Here is a 16986-nt window from a genome sequence, read left to right on the forward strand (position 1 = left end):
TGATCAATTCCCGATGCAAAAGTATGATAAAAAATCAAGAAAAAAAGATTATTGATAAATGTTCCTTTTTTCAATCTCGTTTCGTAAAGAATATTATTTTCATTCAACGCTTGTGTTAACCGCACGAGATGATCCATATTATCAGTTTCACATAATTTAATTTTTCCATTATCCTGGGTATATTTCATAAAAATCTCCATTCCGCCGCCTTTGGCTGGCGGCACAAATAGTGAGGAATTATAAGCGGAAACAGGCGCAGGCCGTGACATTTAGGCGTTTTGAAAGTATCGATTATCTCTGTCAATGCATGAGCATACTTATTTTGATGTGGCAGGAAGAACCAGAGAATATATTTGACAGAGTGTCCAAGATATTTGGATAAAGAAAACCGATGGCTTTGACTGTTATCAATCTACACCATCGGCTTTCAAGGTTTTTAAATACTTAAATTCAGACTTATTAAAATAATATAATGAAAACTTAAGTTAATGGATTATTTACCCATCTGTTTTGCAACTTCCTCAGCGAAGTTCTCTTCTTTCTTCTCAAGACCATCGCCTGTCTCGTAGCGAACGAAGCCTTTGATCTGGAGCTTAGCGCCGTTCTCTTTTGCTACCTGCTCTACGTATTTAGCAACGGACTGTTTTCCGTCCTCTGCTTTTACGTATGTCTGGTCAAGAAGGCAGATCTCTTTGAGCTCTTTCTTGATACGTCCTGTGATCATTCCCTCGATAACCTTAGCCGGTTTCTGGGACTCCTTCGGGTCGTTCTGGATCTGAGCCATAAGGATCTCTTTCTCATGCTCGATATAGTCAGCGCTTACTTCCTTGTCGCTTGTGTACTGCGGTTTCAGAGCTGCGATCTGCATAGCTACGTTCTTAGCCATCTCTTTAACAGCATCGTTAACAACATCTGTCTCAACGTCTACAAGAACGCCGATCTTTCCACCCATATGAGTGTAGGAAGCGATGAATCCGTTCTGCTCCTCAACCTGAGCAAATCTACGGATGTTCATGTTCTCGCCGATTACTGCGATCTGAGCTGCAAGAGCCTCTTTTACAGTCTTGGTTGTATCAAGTGCCCATGCCTCAGCAAGGAAAGCATCGATATCAGCTGCTGTTGTGTTAAGTGCCTGTGCTGCAACATCTGCAACATAGCCCTGGAACTTCTCGTTCTTTGCAACGAAGTCTGTCTCAGCATTAACCTCAACAACGACTGCTTTCTTTCCATCCTCTGTTACCAGAGTTTTGCAAAGACCCTCTGCTGCGATACGGCTTGCTTTCTTCTGTGCTGTAGCAAGACCCTTCTCACGCAGGAACTCAACTGCTTTATCCATATCACCATCTGTAGATGTAAGAGCTTTCTTACAATCCATCATTCCGGCGCCGGTCATCTCTCTTAACTCTTTTACCTGTGCTGCTGTAATAGCCATTGTTCGTTTCCTCCTGAAATATTCTGTTTATACGAATTATTCCTCTGTAGCTGCAAACTCCTCAGACTCAGCCTCGATCTCGCCATCTGCCTCAGCAGTTCCCTGCTTAGCCTCGATAACAGCGTCAGCCATCTTGGAAACGATGAGTTTTACTGCACGGATAGCATCGTCATTTCCCGGGATCACATAGTCAAGCTCTTCCGGATCACAGTTAGTATCGCAGATACCGATAAGCGGGATTCCAAGTGTATGAGCCTCCTGTACGCAGATTCTCTCTTTCTTAGGATCTACGATAAAGATAGCATCCGGGATTCTCTTCATCTCTTTGATTCCGCCAAGGTTCTTCTGAAGCTTAACAAGCTCTTTGCGAAGCTCGATAACTTCTTTCTTAGGAAGTACGTCGAATGTTCCGTCAGCTTCCATTGTCTCGATCTCTTTCAGTCTTGCGATACGGCTCTGGATTGTCTTGAAGTTTGTAAGCATACCACCAAGCCATCTCTCATTTACGAAGAACTCTCCACAACGCTCTGCCTCTGTACGGATAGCATCCTGAGCCTGTTTCTTAGTTCCTACGAAAAGGATGTGTCCACCGTTGGCAACGATATCTGCTACTGCATTGTAAGCATCGTCAACCATTCCTACAGACTGCTGAAGATCAATGATATAGATACCATTTCTCTCTGTGTAGATGTACGGAGCCATTTTAGGGTTCCATCTTCTTGTCTGATGTCCGAAATGAACACCTGCCTCTAAAAGCTGCTTCATTGAAATAACGCTCATGTCTTTTCTCCTTTTTGGTTAAATTCTTCCGCACAGGTCGCCTTCTCTCTGGACCCATCCTCACACCGTAGGGCACCATCCTTATAGAATCGCCGTGCGTGCTTATTTTTGCAACTTCTGAATTATAGCATAGAAAATCCCCTTATGTAAAGGGGATTTTTCCAATTTTTTTCTGTTTTTCAGCGGTTTCCGGCAGACTTCAGAAGCTCCAGCTCTTTTTCGGTGAGCGAACGATATTTTCCTGTCGGAAGATCTGAAGGAAGCGCCAGCGGCCCCATGGATAGTCTTTTCAAATAAGTTACTTTTTTTCCCAGTGCCTCCATCATCCGTTTTACCTGATGGAATTTTCCCTCGTGGATAGTAAGTCGGATCTCAGATTCCCAATTCTTACCGGCTTCTGCAGATTCTGTACCGGACTCCCAGGTAGAAAGGATCTCCAGCCTTGCCGGTCGTGTGAGATCTTTTTCCCCGATATCCACGCCTTCTGCCAGCTTCACAACATCTTCTTCTGTCACTTTCCCAGATACTTTTGCATAGTAGGTCTTGTCCACATGCTTTTTCGGAGAAAGAAGCTCGTGTGCCAGAGGACCGTCATCTGTGATCAGAATGAAGCCTTCTGTATCTTTATCCAGGCGTCCCACCGGAAAAAGACCCTTTCTTCTGTCTTTCTCTTCAATGTAGTCAAGAACCGTTTTATCTCTGAAGTCCTCCGTTGCGCTGACACAGCCTGCCGGCTTGTTAAAAAGATAGTATACATATTCCGGTGCAGCATGGATCTCCTGCCCGTTCATAACCACCTGATCTTCTTCTGTTACTTTCAGCTCCGGTTTCTTCACAGATTTCCCGTTAACCTGCACCTGACCCTTCTGTATGTATTTTTTTACCTCGCTTCTTGTACCTGCGCCGGCATCTGCCAGAAATTTATCCAGCCGGACTGGTTTTTCCATTAATCATTTACCTCCCATTCTGTTACATGGGCTGCCTTTGCATCTGCTCTGATAAAATCCGGGATCTCACCGGCAAATGTCATATAAAGTCCGGAATCCCCGCCGGTGCTCTCTTGTCCTTCCAGAACCACTTCCATTGTGGCATCTGCATTCCAGATAGTCCATCCGTTTACCAGCTGTGATGGACGGATACATTTTTTCAGGGCTTCCAGCTGTTCCTTTTTATCGTAACGGACTTTATAACCGTTATCTGTTTCTTCAAGATCCGAAATGGGCTCAGTGTCGGAAAAAGCTTCATCATCTTCGCCGGCAGCTTCGGAGCTGAAGTAATAAACATCAATATACTCAACAGACAGCTCATCCATAGAAAGAGGATATCCTGTTTCTTCCAAAATTGCAAGTGTTCTCTTATATGACGGATACACCAGAACGGATGTGGACACATTCTCTCCTTCCTGCACAGCCGGTACATTCATTCCCCATTCATCCATGTAGCCTTCTGACGGAATTCCCGTATAATCGAACATCAGCATTGCACATGGCTGGTCTTTTACTGTCTGACCGCCGTTTTCCAGAATGTCCTTTCTCAGCGCCTCTGCCAGCGCCTGACGCTTCTCTGCATTTTTCTCAAATAAGGTTTGAATATCTCCGTCACAGAAAATACCGGTGACCTCTTTCAGATACTGTTTGTCCAGCTGAAAAAATGAATATCTGTCTTCTTTCCATGTCTGCTCATCATACAGGGCTTCCATAAGATTCTGTGCCTGTGCAGAGGATACAATATAGCCTCTGCATACACTGAATCCCTGTTTATTTATGTAGCGCACATACATGCGCCTTCCTGATTTTTTTCCTTTTTCATTCTGAAGCCTGATATCCTTCAGACTGTTATATAATGCTTTACTTTTCATCACCGGCTGATCCAGCAGACCGGAACTATTGTCTGAGGTGGCAGTATACCGGATCTTATAGATTCCGTTTTCTTTTTTTTCCACATTGCAAAGCTGCTCTGTATATGAAAGATTGCTTACATTTATCACAACTCCCTGAAGATTGTCATAAGCCGGAAAATAACTGTCATATCCCAGAAGATCCATTTTCATGGTCAGCGCACAGATTGCCACAACACCTCCAAGGATCATAAGCTGCACTTTTCTGCGGAAAAATCTGCGAAAATCCATTTCATAGATCACTTCCAGAATTCCATGGACCAGGATCGTTCCCAGTATCATTCCGAAGATCCACCATGCTGTTTTGGATGAATCTTCCGGAATCATATAAAAGATCAGACCGATCCCCAGTCCGAATGGTATTGTGATCAGGGCACTTAAGACCGGCTCCATCCAGGTATATACCAGAGCTTTTCCGGTATTCTCTGACCTTCGTCTGCAAAATGCCATCCAGGAAAGTGCTGCCATGATAAACAGCGTGAGGATCAGTATCAGCAAATGCTTTCCAAAGCTTCCGCTGCTGTATCTATCTATAAAGCTTACGATCACCATAAGAGGAGATCCCAGATTCCGCACTGCTGCCAGAATTCCGTAACTGCCCTCGTACCAGGTATCAAAAAATAAATGTCCGCTTAACTGCAGCATCACTGCCAGAACGATACTGTAGGTAAACAGCCCTGCCCATGCAAGTGCTCCCATCAACATGGTACCGGTGCAGGCGATCACCAGCACTGTGGAAAAATACACCAGAAGATACATCAGGAGATGGAGCACCAGCAGGATCAGTGCCTTTTTCATAATGGAAAGGCTGTAATATCCTCTGGCTGCCCCGATGCATACCGCAGCAAATTCCATGATCACATATGGCACCAGATAATAAAGAACAGCCAACAATACTCTGTGCAGAAACAGTGCACTTCGCTTTACCGGAAGGCTGTGATAGAAATCCACTTTTCTCGGGGAATACAGATACCAGAAGCCGCTTACTGCTGCAAAAAATGCGGTTACCGCAGCCACAGCTGCTCCCATTGTGAGAAAGTCACTGCTCCACAGGCTGGAATACAGATAGGAAAGCTGACTCTGAGTATAACTGCGCTCATTCCATTTTCCCATCAGAATAAGTTCCGCTACCGGAAATGCAAGGAGAAATGCGATCATGGCAAATGCCGGGATCCATCTTTGTCCTTTGGAAGAGGATTTCATATACTCACTGGAATAAATTTTTGACTTCATAGCCTGCCACCTCCGTTTCGCTGATAAATATTTCTTCCAGAGTCAGTGGGAGCACTTCGCAGAAAAGAGGATTTTTTGCCTGTATCTTCTCCATGATTTCTCTTCTTGTTCCCCTCGCAGTAATAAGCAACAGGGAGCCCTGATGCTCTGTTTTCAAAACATCCAGCTCTTTCTTTAATTCTTCTTCTTTCTTTTTGTCAGTAAGTACACACTGGATCTTATGGATATGGAATTTCATATCCTCCAGATCTCTGGAAAGGAGAATTCCTCCCTGATGAAGAAGCCCGATGTGATCGCAGATATCTTCCAGCTCACGGAGATTATGGGAAGCGATCACCGGCGTAAATTCACGACTCATGATCTCCGATGCAAAAATACTTTTTACTGCCTGGCGCATTACCGGGTCCAGGCCATCAAAGGTTTCATCACAAAACAGATATTTCGTCCCTGTACTGATTCCCAGGATCACCAGAAGCTGTTTCTTCATTCCCTTGGAAAAAGTGCTGATTTTTCGTTTTCCATCCAGATGAAACTGCTTCATCATTGTCTCAAAACGCGCCTGCTGAAATCCCGGATAAATACAACGGTAAAATTCTGCCATGTCCAGAGCATTGTAATTTGCCGGAATATATGCATCGTCCGGGATGTAGAAAAAATGCTCTTTGATCCTTTCATTTTCAAAAACCGGTTCTTCATCCATCAGCACCTCTCCTCTGTCCTGACGGATGATCCCGGCCATGATACGGAGCAGAGTACTTTTTCCCGCACCGTTGGAGCCGATCAGTCCAAAAACCTCCCGTTCCCCGATATCCATGGTGACCTTATTTACTGCCTGTATCTTACCGAAAGCTTTGCTGCAGTTTTTTATCTCAATCATTGTTTCCCTCCTTATAGCATAAGCGGATCACACCGATCATTTCTTCCTCCCCTACTCCCAGAGCCATTCCCTTTTCTGTGATCTTTTTCAGCTCACTTAAGGTTTCTTCCATACCGATCTGCCTGATCCTGCTGCTGTCTGTGACAAAACTGCCTTTTCCCTTCACCGGACAGATCAGCCCCTGCTGCTCCAGTTCCATATATGCCCGCTGGATGGTATTGGGATTGATGGATAATTCCACGGCCAGCTGCCGCACAGACGGCATCTTGGAAGATGGCTCCACAGCTCCTGACAGGATCAGCATCCGGAATTTCTCTACGATCTGCTCGTAAATGGGACGGCTGTCCTGATAGTCCAAGAATATCATACGACGCTCCTTTCTCTGTAATCTGTGTATTAAGTGTATTAATTCTTTTAATACACTTATGATAGCACATGATACAAAGGTACGCAAGAAATGGTCTCTTAAATAAATATAAAATCTATATAAATTTACCGGCAGCAAAAGATTCCGGCATATTTTTATAAAAAAAATCTGTAATGGCATCCTTATACTATGATTCCACTACAGATTCTCTGTAAAGCAAATATTCATCTATCACTCTGCCTGATCCAGTAGCAGGCAGATATTCGTGATCCACATTGGATCAGACAGCCCGGTAGCCACGTTTTTCTCCCCGGCGTGCAAAATACTGATATCCTCCGATCATCGCTGCCGCAAAAACACCATAGATCATCAGAAAGCTTCCTGCTCCGACTTTTTCCACCAGAGTCTGGGCGTATTCACTGAAAATAAGTATCCAGGTATTGGCTCCGATGTGCATCAGCACACTGGTCCACTTATTACCTCCCATCTCCAGAAACCACGCAAAAATCCCTCCCAGAACAAACGCATACACAGCCTGCAGGACATTTCCGTGATAAATTCCGAAAAACGCCGCAGAGATCACAGCGGAAACCAGCACTGAAAAGTGATCCCGAAATCGCAGATAGATCAGCCAGCGAAAGATCATTTCTTCCGCAACAGGCGCTATGATACCCATCCAGAAGATCATCATAAACAAACTCTTTCCTGAGGTAATCTTCGTCATCGTCTCTCCATAGCTAGATGAGATCCAGTTCTGCAGGATCGCCACCAGCACATTGGCATACTGGGCAAATCCGGCTCCAGCAGCAAGAAGAAGCAGCATTTCAGGAATAGATAGCCTTTGTTCCTCAACGGAAGTCAAACCGCCGATCAGCCTTCCTATACGATCCTTCCGGTAAAAATATACTGCCGGAAACATAACCAACACTCCGGTAAGTCCGGTGATCACCAGCGTATAACTATAGTACCTTTCCTGTGCATTGCCGACATGCCCTGTCAGCCAGAGAAGCACGGCGCTTCCGAGGATCTGTCCGATAAGATAATGGATTCCTGCCGGATAAAGCTCCCTCCACACTATTTGAAAAATATTCTGTCTGTGCAGAGGGGTCAGACGAAAAAATTCAGAAGTTCATCTGCGGAAGCTACGATCTGAAGAGGCTGTGCCTTTTCCAGTTCTTCTCTGCTTCCATATCCGTAAGATACAGCCACACACTGGATCCCGCATCGTCTGGCTCCGAGAATGTCATGTTCTCTGTCACCCACCATGATCACCTGGTCACGATGGTCAGAAAGGCTCATTCTTTCCAGAGCTTCCTCGATCACCTGAGATTTGGTTACTTTCGGTCCATTGAGGTCCGTCCCGGCGATCACCTCAAAGTACCGGCTCAGATTAAAATGGTCCATGATCTGTGTTACGTAAAAGGTCGGTTTCGCAGACGCCACAGCCAGTCTGTAACCACGACGTTTCAGTTCTGCCAGAGTGTTTTCCACACCGGGATAAACGGTGTTCTCATACATTCCTTTTTCTGAATACCGCTCTCTGTAATATTCAATTCCCTTCTGTGCTGTCTCTTTATCAAATCCCGCATATTTCATAAACTGTTCCAGAAGCGGCGGCCCCACAAAAACCTTCAATGGCTCCAGCTCCGGTGCCGAAACTCCAAGTTTCTCCAATGCATACTGTACAGATTTCGTAATCCCCTCTCCGGATTCTGTCAGTGTTCCGTCCAGATCAAAAAAGATTGCCTTATACATAAATTCCTCCTGTTGTATAAAATAATCAGTAAGTATGCCTATTGTATCACTGTTTTTCTGGTAAGTCCATGGTTTCATAGTACAGCTTCCCGGATTTCACAAAACCCATGAGTTCTGCTTTCCAGGGATTTCTGCTTTTTTTCGGTAATTCCGCCAGAAGCTTTTTTCCTTGCCAGTAAAAATCACATTCTTTTCCATTGATCCGAAATGAAAGGATCTGGAACGGAATATCCGGACTGATCTCTATCCGGATCCTGTTACCGTCTGTTTTCATTCGGATCACCGGTTTTTGCTCTTTTTCTTTTTTCCTATCCGACGTTCCTGTTGGTTCTGTCCGATAGTAAGATAATGCCGGATTTTGCTTTTTCTCCCTCTTTGATGCATCTGTCACTGACTTTCGAACTGGTTTTTGAGTCAACGTTACAGATGGACTGGCTGTCACTGTCTGTATGGGGATTGGTTGTTCAGTCAGTATTGGCAGTTTTGTTGGTATCGGCGTTTCCGTCAGTTTTTCCGCAAGCGTATCAGCTATCTCTGCTTCTTCCGGAATAGTTATCCCCGGATTTTCATCTTGTCTGATATCCGGTTCCTGAACTTCATAGCCTTCTCCCCCGACCCCCGGATCTTCTCCATTTTCCATAAAGCTTTCTTCCTGAGAACGTACCTCATCTGTCTGAAAATCTAAATTCCATTGTGCAGACTCCTCCTGATCATTCTCCGATTCTGCCCAGGCAGCGGAATACTCCTCAGTATTTCCTTCTTCTCTGTTCCAATTACTATCATCACTTCCTTCTCCTGCATAGCTTTCTTCCCAGTCTTCCGGCAGCTGTCCGGTTCCTTCTCCCACATTCATATCAAATCCACCGGTATCAGAACTATCCATTCCTGACACATCAAATCCATAGACAGCAATGGAAGGGATCATCCAGCTGCATAAGACCAGCAGAAACAAAACAATAAAACAGGTTTTCCTACTAGGAATTTTCATTTCTTTTGGTTTTTTCTGATCACTTTCTCTTCTTTTTCTCATTGATCTCCTCCCAAAGCTGCAGATTTCTGCTTTCACTGTCATCCAGTAATTCCGCTTTTTCTTTCTCTTTATAATCTTCCCACAGCTTTCTGCTGGCCTCTTTCTGACCGGTCCGAATAAGAAACATCCCATATTCCCCGTAGGCCACAGGATATTCTGCATCATACAGAAGAAGATTTTCATAATATAAAGCCGCTTTTTCCGGTTCACACAAAAGCTCCGCATTCCATGCCAGCAATAGCTCAATACGACGCTGCTGTTCTTTTTCCCCATAATTTCTACTTAACCTCTGGAGTCTCTTTTCCGCTGCCATACAGCACTTTTCCCGATTTTTTGAGTCTTCCGGATACTGTCTGGCTTCGTAATACAAATCTGTTACTTCTGAGATCGCCACAGAAAATTCTTCCGTTTTCAGCAATCCTGCTATCAAGATCAGTGTTCCTATCAGAATCCCTGCAGCTGCCGCTTCCAGAAATCGTTTTCTCCAAGTGATCATCCGATATCTGTTTTCCAGCTTTTGGATTTTCTTCTGAACCACTGACATATCCGAATATCTGTATTTTTCCTGTTTTCTGGTACATCGGAACAGAAGCCAGAAAAAATCCGGATATAAAAACCACTGCCATTTCTTTTTTCCGCAAAGCTTTTCCAGGGTCTTCCCCAGAGCATAAATATCACTTCCCGGTCTTAAGTAGCCCTGATACTGCTCCGGCGCCGCATAGCCTTTCGTTCCTTCACAGATCTGTTTTCTTTTTCCATGATCGAACATGGCACTTCCAAGATCTATCAGATACAGATGCCCGGTTTCAGAAAACATAAGATTATCCGGTTTCAGGTCCCCGTAACAGACCGGTGGCTTCCGACTGTGAAGATATTCCAATACTCTGGCAATCTCCTTTCCCAGAGCAAGGATTTCCCGTAAAGAAAACCGTTTTCCTGAACGGAGAAGTTCTCCCAGCGACTGACCCTTGATATATTCCATGATCAGATAACAGTACTCCCCTGTTTCCACATAATCGATAATCTTCGGTATTGCAGGATATTCCAGATGCTGCATGAGTCTGGCTTCTTTTTTCTTTGCGATCGGTATCTCTTTCACTGCACGGCAGATACCAAGCTCCATATCTTTTGCCAGATAAAGGCTTCCACCTCCGCCATGTCCAATTTGTTCTACAATGCAATAACGTTCTTTCAGAACATTTCCGATCAGACAGATCACCTTCCTCTCATTTCTGTCAGACAATATTTATAATTACATTTCTTATTGATTTGGGATAATCCGGTGAATTCCGGTTTGAAAAAAATCAGATAACTTATAGTCAGGCAGAAATTCGTGATCTGCCCTCGTTTAGGATAAGTCCTATTATAGCACGTCCTGTTCTTTTTGCAAAGAACTTTCTATATAAAAAAGTCCGCCGAATATAGCAGACAAAAATGTCTCTTTATCCGGCGGTCTGTCATTATTCATAGTGTTTGTATCTGCAAAGCTATACCTTACATACGATCCGGTGCAGAGAATCCAAGAAGATCGATGCTTGTCTCAAGCACTCTTCTTGTAAGCTGGAGCAGCTGAAGGAAGGATTCCTTCTGTGCCTGATCCTCTTCGCTTAAGATCTTGGTCTCATGGTAAAAGCTGTTAAATGCATTGGATACCTCATAGATATATGCACAGATCTTATGTGGTGCTTTTTCTTCAAAAGCGTTCTCAACCATTGCCGCAAAGCCGGAAAGCTGAAGCATCAGGTTCTTCTCACTGGCATTGACTGCCGGAAGGATCTTACCTGTACTTAAATCTCCCCCCTCCTGTACATAACGGTTCAGGATCGACTTAATACGAACGATAGTATAAAGGATATACGGACCTGTATTTCCCTCAAAGGATGTAAAGCGGTCAACATCAAAGATGTAATCCTTGGTCGCCTGGTTGGAAAGATCTCCGTATTTGATTGCGGAAAGTCCTACAATCTTGGCAGTATCCTTTGCATCTTTATCTTTTACACTGCGATTCTCCACGATCTTACGATACATTTCCTCATCAATATCTGCGATCAGGTTCTCCAGACGCATAACACCGCCTTCTCTTGTCTTAAACGGTTTACCGTCTTTTCCATTCATGGTACCGAAACCAAGGAAGGAAAGCTTGGTCTCCGGATTTACAAGACCGGTTTTTCTTGCGCAGCGGAATACCTGGATAAAATGCAGCTCCTGACGCTTGTCAACAACATAAAGGATCTCATCCGGCTGAAAGAGTTTCATACGCTCTACGATAGTAGCAAGGTCTGTGGTCGTATAGAGAGAAGCTCCGTCTGATTTCAAAAGCATACATGGAGGGATCTCCTTGGTATCACTCTCTTCTTTTACATCTACAACAAGAGCACCCTGGTCCTCATAGGCAAATCCTCGCTTCTTCATATCCTCTACCATATCCGGAATGTATGGCTGTGCATCGGATTCTTTTTTCCAGAGGTCAAAGTCTACGTTCAGATTCGCGTAGTTTCTCTTAAGGTCTGTTACAGATACATTCATGATGTGGTTCCAGAGAGCCATGTATCCGGGTTTACCCTGCTGAAGAAGGTGGGTTGCCTCCAGTGCCTCATTACGGTAAGCCTCATCCTCTTTGGACTTCCCACTGGCACATGGATAGATCTCTTCCAGCTCGCTGATAGTAAACGGTGCTTCTGCCGGATATTCACCGGTAAAGCTGTCATCAAAATATACCAGCTCCGGTTTCCGGTGTTTCAGCTCGGTGATGATCAGTCCCATCTGAAGGCCCCAGTCTCCAAGATGTACATCACCGATCACCTTATGTCCTACAAAACGTCCGATACGCTTGATGCTCTCACCGATGATCGCAGAACGGAGATGTCCTACGTGAAGCGGCTTGGCAACGTTTGGTCCGCCATAGTCGATAATGATCGTCTTCGGATTCTTGGCAGTCTCAACAGAAAGCTTCTCGTCCTCTGCCATCTTATTCATGTATTCTGCAACAAATTCCGGTTTCACATCCAGGTTGATAAATCCAGGCTTTACAACTTCTGCTCTGGAAAAGATCCGGCTGTCTGACAGCTGTGCTACCACATCATCAGCGATCATAAACGGTGCCTTGTGATATGCTTTGGCTCCTGCCATAGCACCGTTACACTGATACTCACATAAGTCCGGTCTGTTGGAAACAGTAACTTTTCCGTAGGACGGATCATAACCTGCTTTTTCAAATGCTGCGGAAAGTTCTTCCGCCATCTGTTCCATAATCTTCTTCATGTTTCAAACTCCTCATATCTTTGTTTCTGTATTTTATGCTTATAACGTCACTTTTCTTGAACATGCGACTGCAAGGGCACCATAACCGATATGGCAGGCAACACTTAAAGAAAGGGGATCCATATGTATCTCCATTCCCGGAAATACCTCCTGGATCTCTTTTTTAAATTCTTCTGCTTCTTCCAGATTTCCTGTATAAGCAGCCTGAAGACACATCTCACCGTCAGATGCGTATTCCTTAAAACGTGTTTCCCAATCATTCTTCATTGCCTTCAGCATGGCACGTTTGGCCTGCTTCTTGCCACGGACCTTGGCGTAGGCATCCAGCTTCTCTCCCTGGATCTGAAGTACAGGCTTCAGGTTCAGAACCGTTCCGATGGCTGCTGCTGCCGGTGTGATCCTGCCACCTTTTTTCAGATATTTCAGGGTGTCAAGTGTGATATAAATACTGGAATCGAGTTTCTGATCTGTAAGGATCTTCTTGATCTCTGCAGCACTTTTTCCTGCCTCGGCAAGCATCTTAGCATCCATTACAGACTGTCTCTGTGTTACGGAAATCCGCTGATTGTCCACTACCTGAACACGACCATTATAATCAATAGCAAGTCCCATTGCAGTAGAACAGGATGCACTCAGTCCGCTTGACATCGGAATATGAACGATTTCCTCATAATCTCTCAGAAGCTTGTCCCACAGATCACAGAGATCAGCCGGACTTGGCTGAGATGTGGAGATCGGTTCATCCTTCTTAAGCTTCTCATAAAACTCTTCCTGTGTGAGAGTTACACCTTCAAGATACATTTTTTCATTAATATAAAACGGCATCGGTATCACATAAACGCCAAGCTCTTCTGCCTGGGCCTGTGTGATACCGCTGTTGCTGTCTGTTACAATGGCAATTTTGCCCATTCTTTTCTCTCCTCCTGGTCTGTTATCTCACAGTTCAAAGAATTAATGCATCAGCCCCTGATGAACTAATTCTTTGAACTGCTGTAGAAAGCCATGATGTTAGTGTATCATATTTTTTTCTATATCACAATTGGAAATTTTCTGTGACCTTCGCTCACAAAAAATACCTCGCGGAATATTACCAGTGAACAGTAACTAAAAAAACAGCTGCCATACAAATATTTATGCACAGCAGCTGTCACACTATTTATCAAAAATATCCTTATCTATTTATGATCTGTGTTTTATTTCATTTCTCTTACGATCTTTCGAACCGGAAGAACAAATGTCGGAGATACGGACAACTCATCCAGTCCCATCTCTACAAATCTCTCAGTAAGTGTAGTGTCCGCACCAAGCTCACCACAGATTCCGGCCCAGATACCTTCTTTGTGTGCATTATCCACAACCATCTGGATCATACGGAGAACTGCCTCATGATGGGAATCATAAATGTTGTCAAGCTTTGCATTCTGACGGTCAATAGCCAGTGTATACTGGGTCAGATCATTGGTTCCGATACTGAAGAAATCAACCTCTTTTGCAAGAAGATCACTGATCATAACAGCTGCCGGAGTCTCGATCATGATACCCTGCTCCACGTCATCACGGAACGGGATCCCCTGTTCCTTAAGCTCTGCTTTTACTTCTGCTACAATGGCCTTGATCTGCTTCACCTCTGTTACAGAGATGATCATCGGATACATGATGGAAATATTTCCGAACATGCTTGCGCGGAAAAGTGCTCTCAGCTGTGTCTTAAATACTTCCGGACGGTCCAGACAGATACGGATCGCACGATATCCCATTGCAGGGTTTTCCTCATGCGCCATATTGAAATAATCGATCTGCTTGTCCGCTCCGATATCCAGAGTACGAATGATAACTTTTTTGCCGGCCATATTCTGAGCTACGGTCTTGTAAACCTGGAACTGCTCTTCCTCTGTAGGATAGTCTTCTTTTTCCAGGTATACGAACTCACTTCGGAAAAGTCCGATGCCTTCCGCATCATTGGCAAGTACATTCGCAACATCACCTGTACTTCCGATGTTGGCATAAAGGTGGAGCTTACGACCGCTCTTGGTAACAGTTTCTTTACCTTTCAGTTCTTTGAGCATTGCACGCTGTGCAAGTTCATCGGCACGCATATCCTCATATTTTTTAAGGGTCTCTGCATCCGGCTCAACGATCAGATTTCCGCTCTTTCCGTCTACGACTGCCATCTTACCGTCCATGGACTCATCGTATTCAATATTGATCAGCGCCGGAATATTCATGGTTCTCGCAAGAATCGCAGTATGTGAGTTAGAAGAACCTTTTCTTGTGACAAAAGCAAGAACCTTGCTCTTATCCATCTGTACAGTCTCACTTGGTGCAAGATCCTCTGCAACTACGATCACCGGCTCGGATGCTTCAAGCTCTCCATCTCCATGGCCGGAAAGCACACGTACCAGACGGTCTGAGATATCCTTTACATCAGCTGCTCTTGCTTTCATATAATCGTCGTCCATCTGTGCGAACATTGATGAGAAGTTATCACCAGTTGTTGCAACCGCATATTCTGCATTTACAGACTCTGTACGGATAATGTTGTGGATGGAATCCAGATAGTCATCATCATCCAGCATCATCTGATGAACCTCAAAGATTGCCGCTCCGGACTCTCCAACTTCCTGAAGAGCCTTGTCATAAAGCTTCTGAAGCTGTGCCACAGCCTGCTCTCTGGCTGCCTCCACACGCTTTACCTCTTCTTCCGGATCCTCCACGTGAACACGTTTAACACTGGCGTCAACTTTCTGGAGGATTGAGATCTTACCGATCGCAATACCGGAAAATACAGATTTACCTTCCAAAACCTTCATGAAATTATCTCCTTCTGTTTTTATATTTGCCCACTTATGACGTATTATATCACACTATCCAAAGATTCTGCCACGATTTTTTTATGATCTCTAAAAAACCTGTAAAAACTCTATTTATACTTTCTTTTTTTGTCATATATACAGCAAAAGTGACAAAATAAAGACCGCAGAGCTTCATAAAACCTGAACAATACTTTCAGATATAAAAATAAGCATCTGCCGCCGGAATCCTTCCGGCAATTGCAGATGCTATATGTATGTATATCTTTTTATTCACTGCGAAGGGCATCGATCGGATTAAGATTAGCTGCCTTTACAGATGGGAGAAGTCCGAAGATCAGACCGATCAGCATGGAAAATACCACAGAGCCGATGATAGCCGGAACGCTGATGGCTGTTGGTGCTCCTGACACCTGAGACACCATTTTTGACAGGATGATCCCAAGGACCACACCAATGATTCCTCCGATACTGGTCAGCACCGAAGCTTCCGTCAGAAACTGTCCCAAGATCACTTTTTTTCTTGCTCCGATAGCTTTTTTCAGTCCGATCTCGCTGGTACGTTCTGTGACAGATACAAGCATGATATTCATAACACCGATACCACCAACAAGCAGGGAGATACTTGCAATCCAGATCAGCTGCTGATTGGTACTTTCGCTGAGCTTCTGGAGATTCTTGACCTTCTCCATAATGTCTTCCGCTTTATATTTAAAGTTCGATTTGTTTTTTTCATTCTGGATCCCTGTATTCAGAATATCCTCTGCTGCTTTTCCTACAGAACTCATATTATCTGTGCTGTCTGCACGGACTGTCACATTTTGCGGCTGATCAAATTTAAATGCAACAGGCCAGGTAATATCCGGGATCATCACGCTTCCCATGATCGTCTGCGAATATTCCTCGTACTCAGAAATCGTATTGATCTTCGGCATGCTGTCCTCACTCTGAGTGATCACACCTACAATAATATACGGTTCTGATCCCACCTCAATGGTTTTCCCTACAGGGCTCTCACTTCCGAAAATATTCTGTGCAGCATTGGAATCCACAAGAGCAACCTTTCGGTAGCTGTCATAATCTTTTTGTACAAATCCCCGCCCGGACTGGACCAGGTATCCCATCGTTTTCAGATAATTGCTGTCGATCCCGTACACGGTTCCGCCCTGAAAGCTTGTGTTTTTATAATAAACACTGGCAGACTGGCTGCTGTAATAAAATGTAGAACTGATCACATGATCCAAGTCTCCGATCGCCGTTTTCTGGGAATCAGAAATAACCGGCGGTGTGGCCGAGCTTCCGTAAGAACCATAATCCATATCGTATGTACTGTCTCCGTCATAGAGCATAACCTGTACGGTATTGTTTCCGGACCCGATCAGATCTTCCTTGATCTGCTCACTGGTACCTTTGATCGTAGATACAATTGCAATAATAGATGCAATACCAATAATAATACCCAGCATGGTCAGAAAGGATCTCATCTTATGTGACCATATTCCCTGAAAAGCCAGGCGTATATTTTCAAACATGAAATTTCTCCT

The 16986-nt window shown here is 44.3% G+C and carries 15 protein-coding genes; all 15 read right to left on the reverse strand.

The features are described from left to right. Positions 1 to 188: hypothetical protein (locus LI091_RS13320; protein ID WP_265191244.1), on the reverse strand; the 188-nt coding region annotated here is incomplete at its 3' end. A 305-nt stretch (positions 189 to 493) separates the two neighbouring features. Continuing rightward, complete coding sequence (gene tsf / locus LI091_RS13325) at positions 494 to 1432, reverse strand: translation elongation factor Ts (RefSeq protein ID WP_265191245.1); 939 nt, start codon at positions 1430 to 1432, stop codon at positions 494 to 496. Positions 1433 to 1468: 36 nt separating this feature from the next. Continuing rightward, positions 1469 to 2212 carry a 30S ribosomal protein S2 gene (gene rpsB / locus LI091_RS13330; protein WP_044960678.1) on the reverse strand — a complete coding sequence of 248 codons (744 nt, stop codon included), beginning with the start codon at positions 2210 to 2212 and terminating at the stop codon, positions 1469 to 1471. A gap of 179 nt (positions 2213 to 2391) precedes the next feature. Further along, positions 2392 to 3159 carry a pseudouridine synthase gene (locus LI091_RS13335; protein WP_265191246.1) on the reverse strand — a complete coding sequence of 256 codons (768 nt, stop codon included), beginning with the start codon at positions 3157 to 3159 and terminating at the stop codon, positions 2392 to 2394. Next, the gene (locus LI091_RS13340) at positions 3159 to 5342 is read right to left on the reverse strand and encodes a DUF6449 domain-containing protein (RefSeq protein ID WP_265191247.1); all 2184 of its coding nucleotides are present in this window, start codon (positions 5340 to 5342) and stop codon (positions 3159 to 3161) included. Before LI091_RS13340 ends, LI091_RS13335 begins: the two co-directional genes overlap by 1 nt. Next, positions 5317 to 6219, reverse strand: a complete 903-nt coding sequence (locus LI091_RS13345) for an ABC transporter ATP-binding protein (protein ID WP_021650396.1) — start codon at positions 6217 to 6219, stop codon at positions 5317 to 5319. The genes LI091_RS13340 and LI091_RS13345 overlap by 26 nt, the downstream gene beginning before the upstream one ends. Further along, positions 6212 to 6586: a GntR family transcriptional regulator gene (locus LI091_RS13350; protein WP_173746002.1), complete on the reverse strand. Its 375-nt coding sequence runs from the start codon at positions 6584 to 6586 to the stop codon at positions 6212 to 6214. Before LI091_RS13350 ends, LI091_RS13345 begins: the two co-directional genes overlap by 8 nt. Positions 6587 to 6866: 280 nt before the next feature. Next, positions 6867 to 7661, reverse strand: a complete 795-nt coding sequence (locus tag LI091_RS13355; protein ID WP_265191248.1) for a CPBP family intramembrane glutamic endopeptidase — start codon at positions 7659 to 7661, stop codon at positions 6867 to 6869. 32 nt (positions 7662 to 7693) lie between these two features. Continuing rightward, complete coding sequence (locus LI091_RS13360) at positions 7694 to 8341, reverse strand: HAD family hydrolase (RefSeq protein ID WP_059085566.1); 648 nt, start codon at positions 8339 to 8341, stop codon at positions 7694 to 7696. Between the two features lie 46 nt (positions 8342 to 8387). After that, on the reverse strand, positions 8388 to 9371 hold the full coding sequence (locus LI091_RS13365) for a hypothetical protein (protein ID WP_173746001.1): 984 nt from the start codon (positions 9369 to 9371) through the stop codon (positions 8388 to 8390). Next, entirely contained in the window at positions 9349 to 10614 is a 1266-nt protein-coding gene (locus LI091_RS13370; RefSeq protein WP_173746000.1) for a serine/threonine protein kinase, read from the reverse strand. Before LI091_RS13370 ends, LI091_RS13365 begins: the two co-directional genes overlap by 23 nt. A 251-nt stretch (positions 10615 to 10865) precedes the next feature. Then, positions 10866 to 12632 (reverse strand): arginine--tRNA ligase, encoded by a 1767-nt coding sequence (gene argS, locus LI091_RS13375; protein WP_059085563.1) that lies wholly within the window; start codon positions 12630 to 12632, stop codon positions 10866 to 10868. Positions 12633 to 12671: 39 nt separating this feature from the next. Continuing rightward, the gene (locus LI091_RS13380) at positions 12672 to 13541 is read right to left on the reverse strand and encodes a DegV family protein (RefSeq protein WP_015524658.1); all 870 of its coding nucleotides are present in this window, start codon (positions 13539 to 13541) and stop codon (positions 12672 to 12674) included. Between the two features lie 284 nt (positions 13542 to 13825). After that, complete coding sequence (gene ptsP / locus LI091_RS13385) at positions 13826 to 15442, reverse strand: phosphoenolpyruvate--protein phosphotransferase (RefSeq protein ID WP_015524657.1); 1617 nt, start codon at positions 15440 to 15442, stop codon at positions 13826 to 13828. 269 nt (positions 15443 to 15711) lie between these two features. Continuing rightward, positions 15712 to 16974, reverse strand: a complete 1263-nt coding sequence (locus LI091_RS13390) for an ABC transporter permease (RefSeq protein WP_173739892.1) — start codon at positions 16972 to 16974, stop codon at positions 15712 to 15714. Positions 16975 to 16986 lie beyond the last annotated feature (12 nt).

This window comes from Blautia sp. MSK20_18 (assembly GCF_020553125.1).
Classification (GTDB): Bacteria; Bacillota; Clostridia; order Lachnospirales; family Lachnospiraceae; genus Blautia_A; species Blautia_A fusiformis.

What these genes read in the sequence shown, in the direction of transcription:
- tsf (WP_265191245.1), bottom strand. Translation starts at nt 1,432, where the DNA reads ATGGCTATTACAGCAGCACAGGTAAAAGAGTTAAGAGAGATGACCGGC.
- rpsB (WP_044960678.1), bottom strand. Translation starts at nt 2,212, where the DNA reads ATGAGCGTTATTTCAATGAAGCAGCTTTTAGAGGCAGGTGTTCATTTC.
- LI091_RS13335 (WP_265191246.1), bottom strand. Translation starts at nt 3,159, where the DNA reads ATGGAAAAACCAGTCCGGCTGGATAAATTTCTGGCAGATGCCGGCGCA.
- LI091_RS13340 (WP_265191247.1), bottom strand. Translation starts at nt 5,342, where the DNA reads ATGAAGTCAAAAATTTATTCCAGTGAGTATATGAAATCCTCTTCCAAA.
- LI091_RS13345 (WP_021650396.1), bottom strand. Translation starts at nt 6,219, where the DNA reads ATGATTGAGATAAAAAACTGCAGCAAAGCTTTCGGTAAGATACAGGCA.
- LI091_RS13350 (WP_173746002.1), bottom strand. Translation starts at nt 6,586, where the DNA reads ATGATATTCTTGGACTATCAGGACAGCCGTCCCATTTACGAGCAGATC.
- LI091_RS13360 (WP_059085566.1), bottom strand. Translation starts at nt 8,341, where the DNA reads ATGTATAAGGCAATCTTTTTTGATCTGGACGGAACACTGACAGAATCC.
- LI091_RS13365 (WP_173746001.1), bottom strand. Translation starts at nt 9,371, where the DNA reads ATGAGAAAAAGAAGAGAAAGTGATCAGAAAAAACCAAAAGAAATGAAA.
- argS (WP_059085563.1), bottom strand. Translation starts at nt 12,632, where the DNA reads ATGAAGAAGATTATGGAACAGATGGCGGAAGAACTTTCCGCAGCATTT.
- LI091_RS13380 (WP_015524658.1), bottom strand. Translation starts at nt 13,541, where the DNA reads ATGGGCAAAATTGCCATTGTAACAGACAGCAACAGCGGTATCACACAG.
- ptsP (WP_015524657.1), bottom strand. Translation starts at nt 15,442, where the DNA reads ATGAAGGTTTTGGAAGGTAAATCTGTATTTTCCGGTATTGCGATCGGT.
- LI091_RS13390 (WP_173739892.1), bottom strand. Translation starts at nt 16,974, where the DNA reads ATGTTTGAAAATATACGCCTGGCTTTTCAGGGAATATGGTCACATAAG.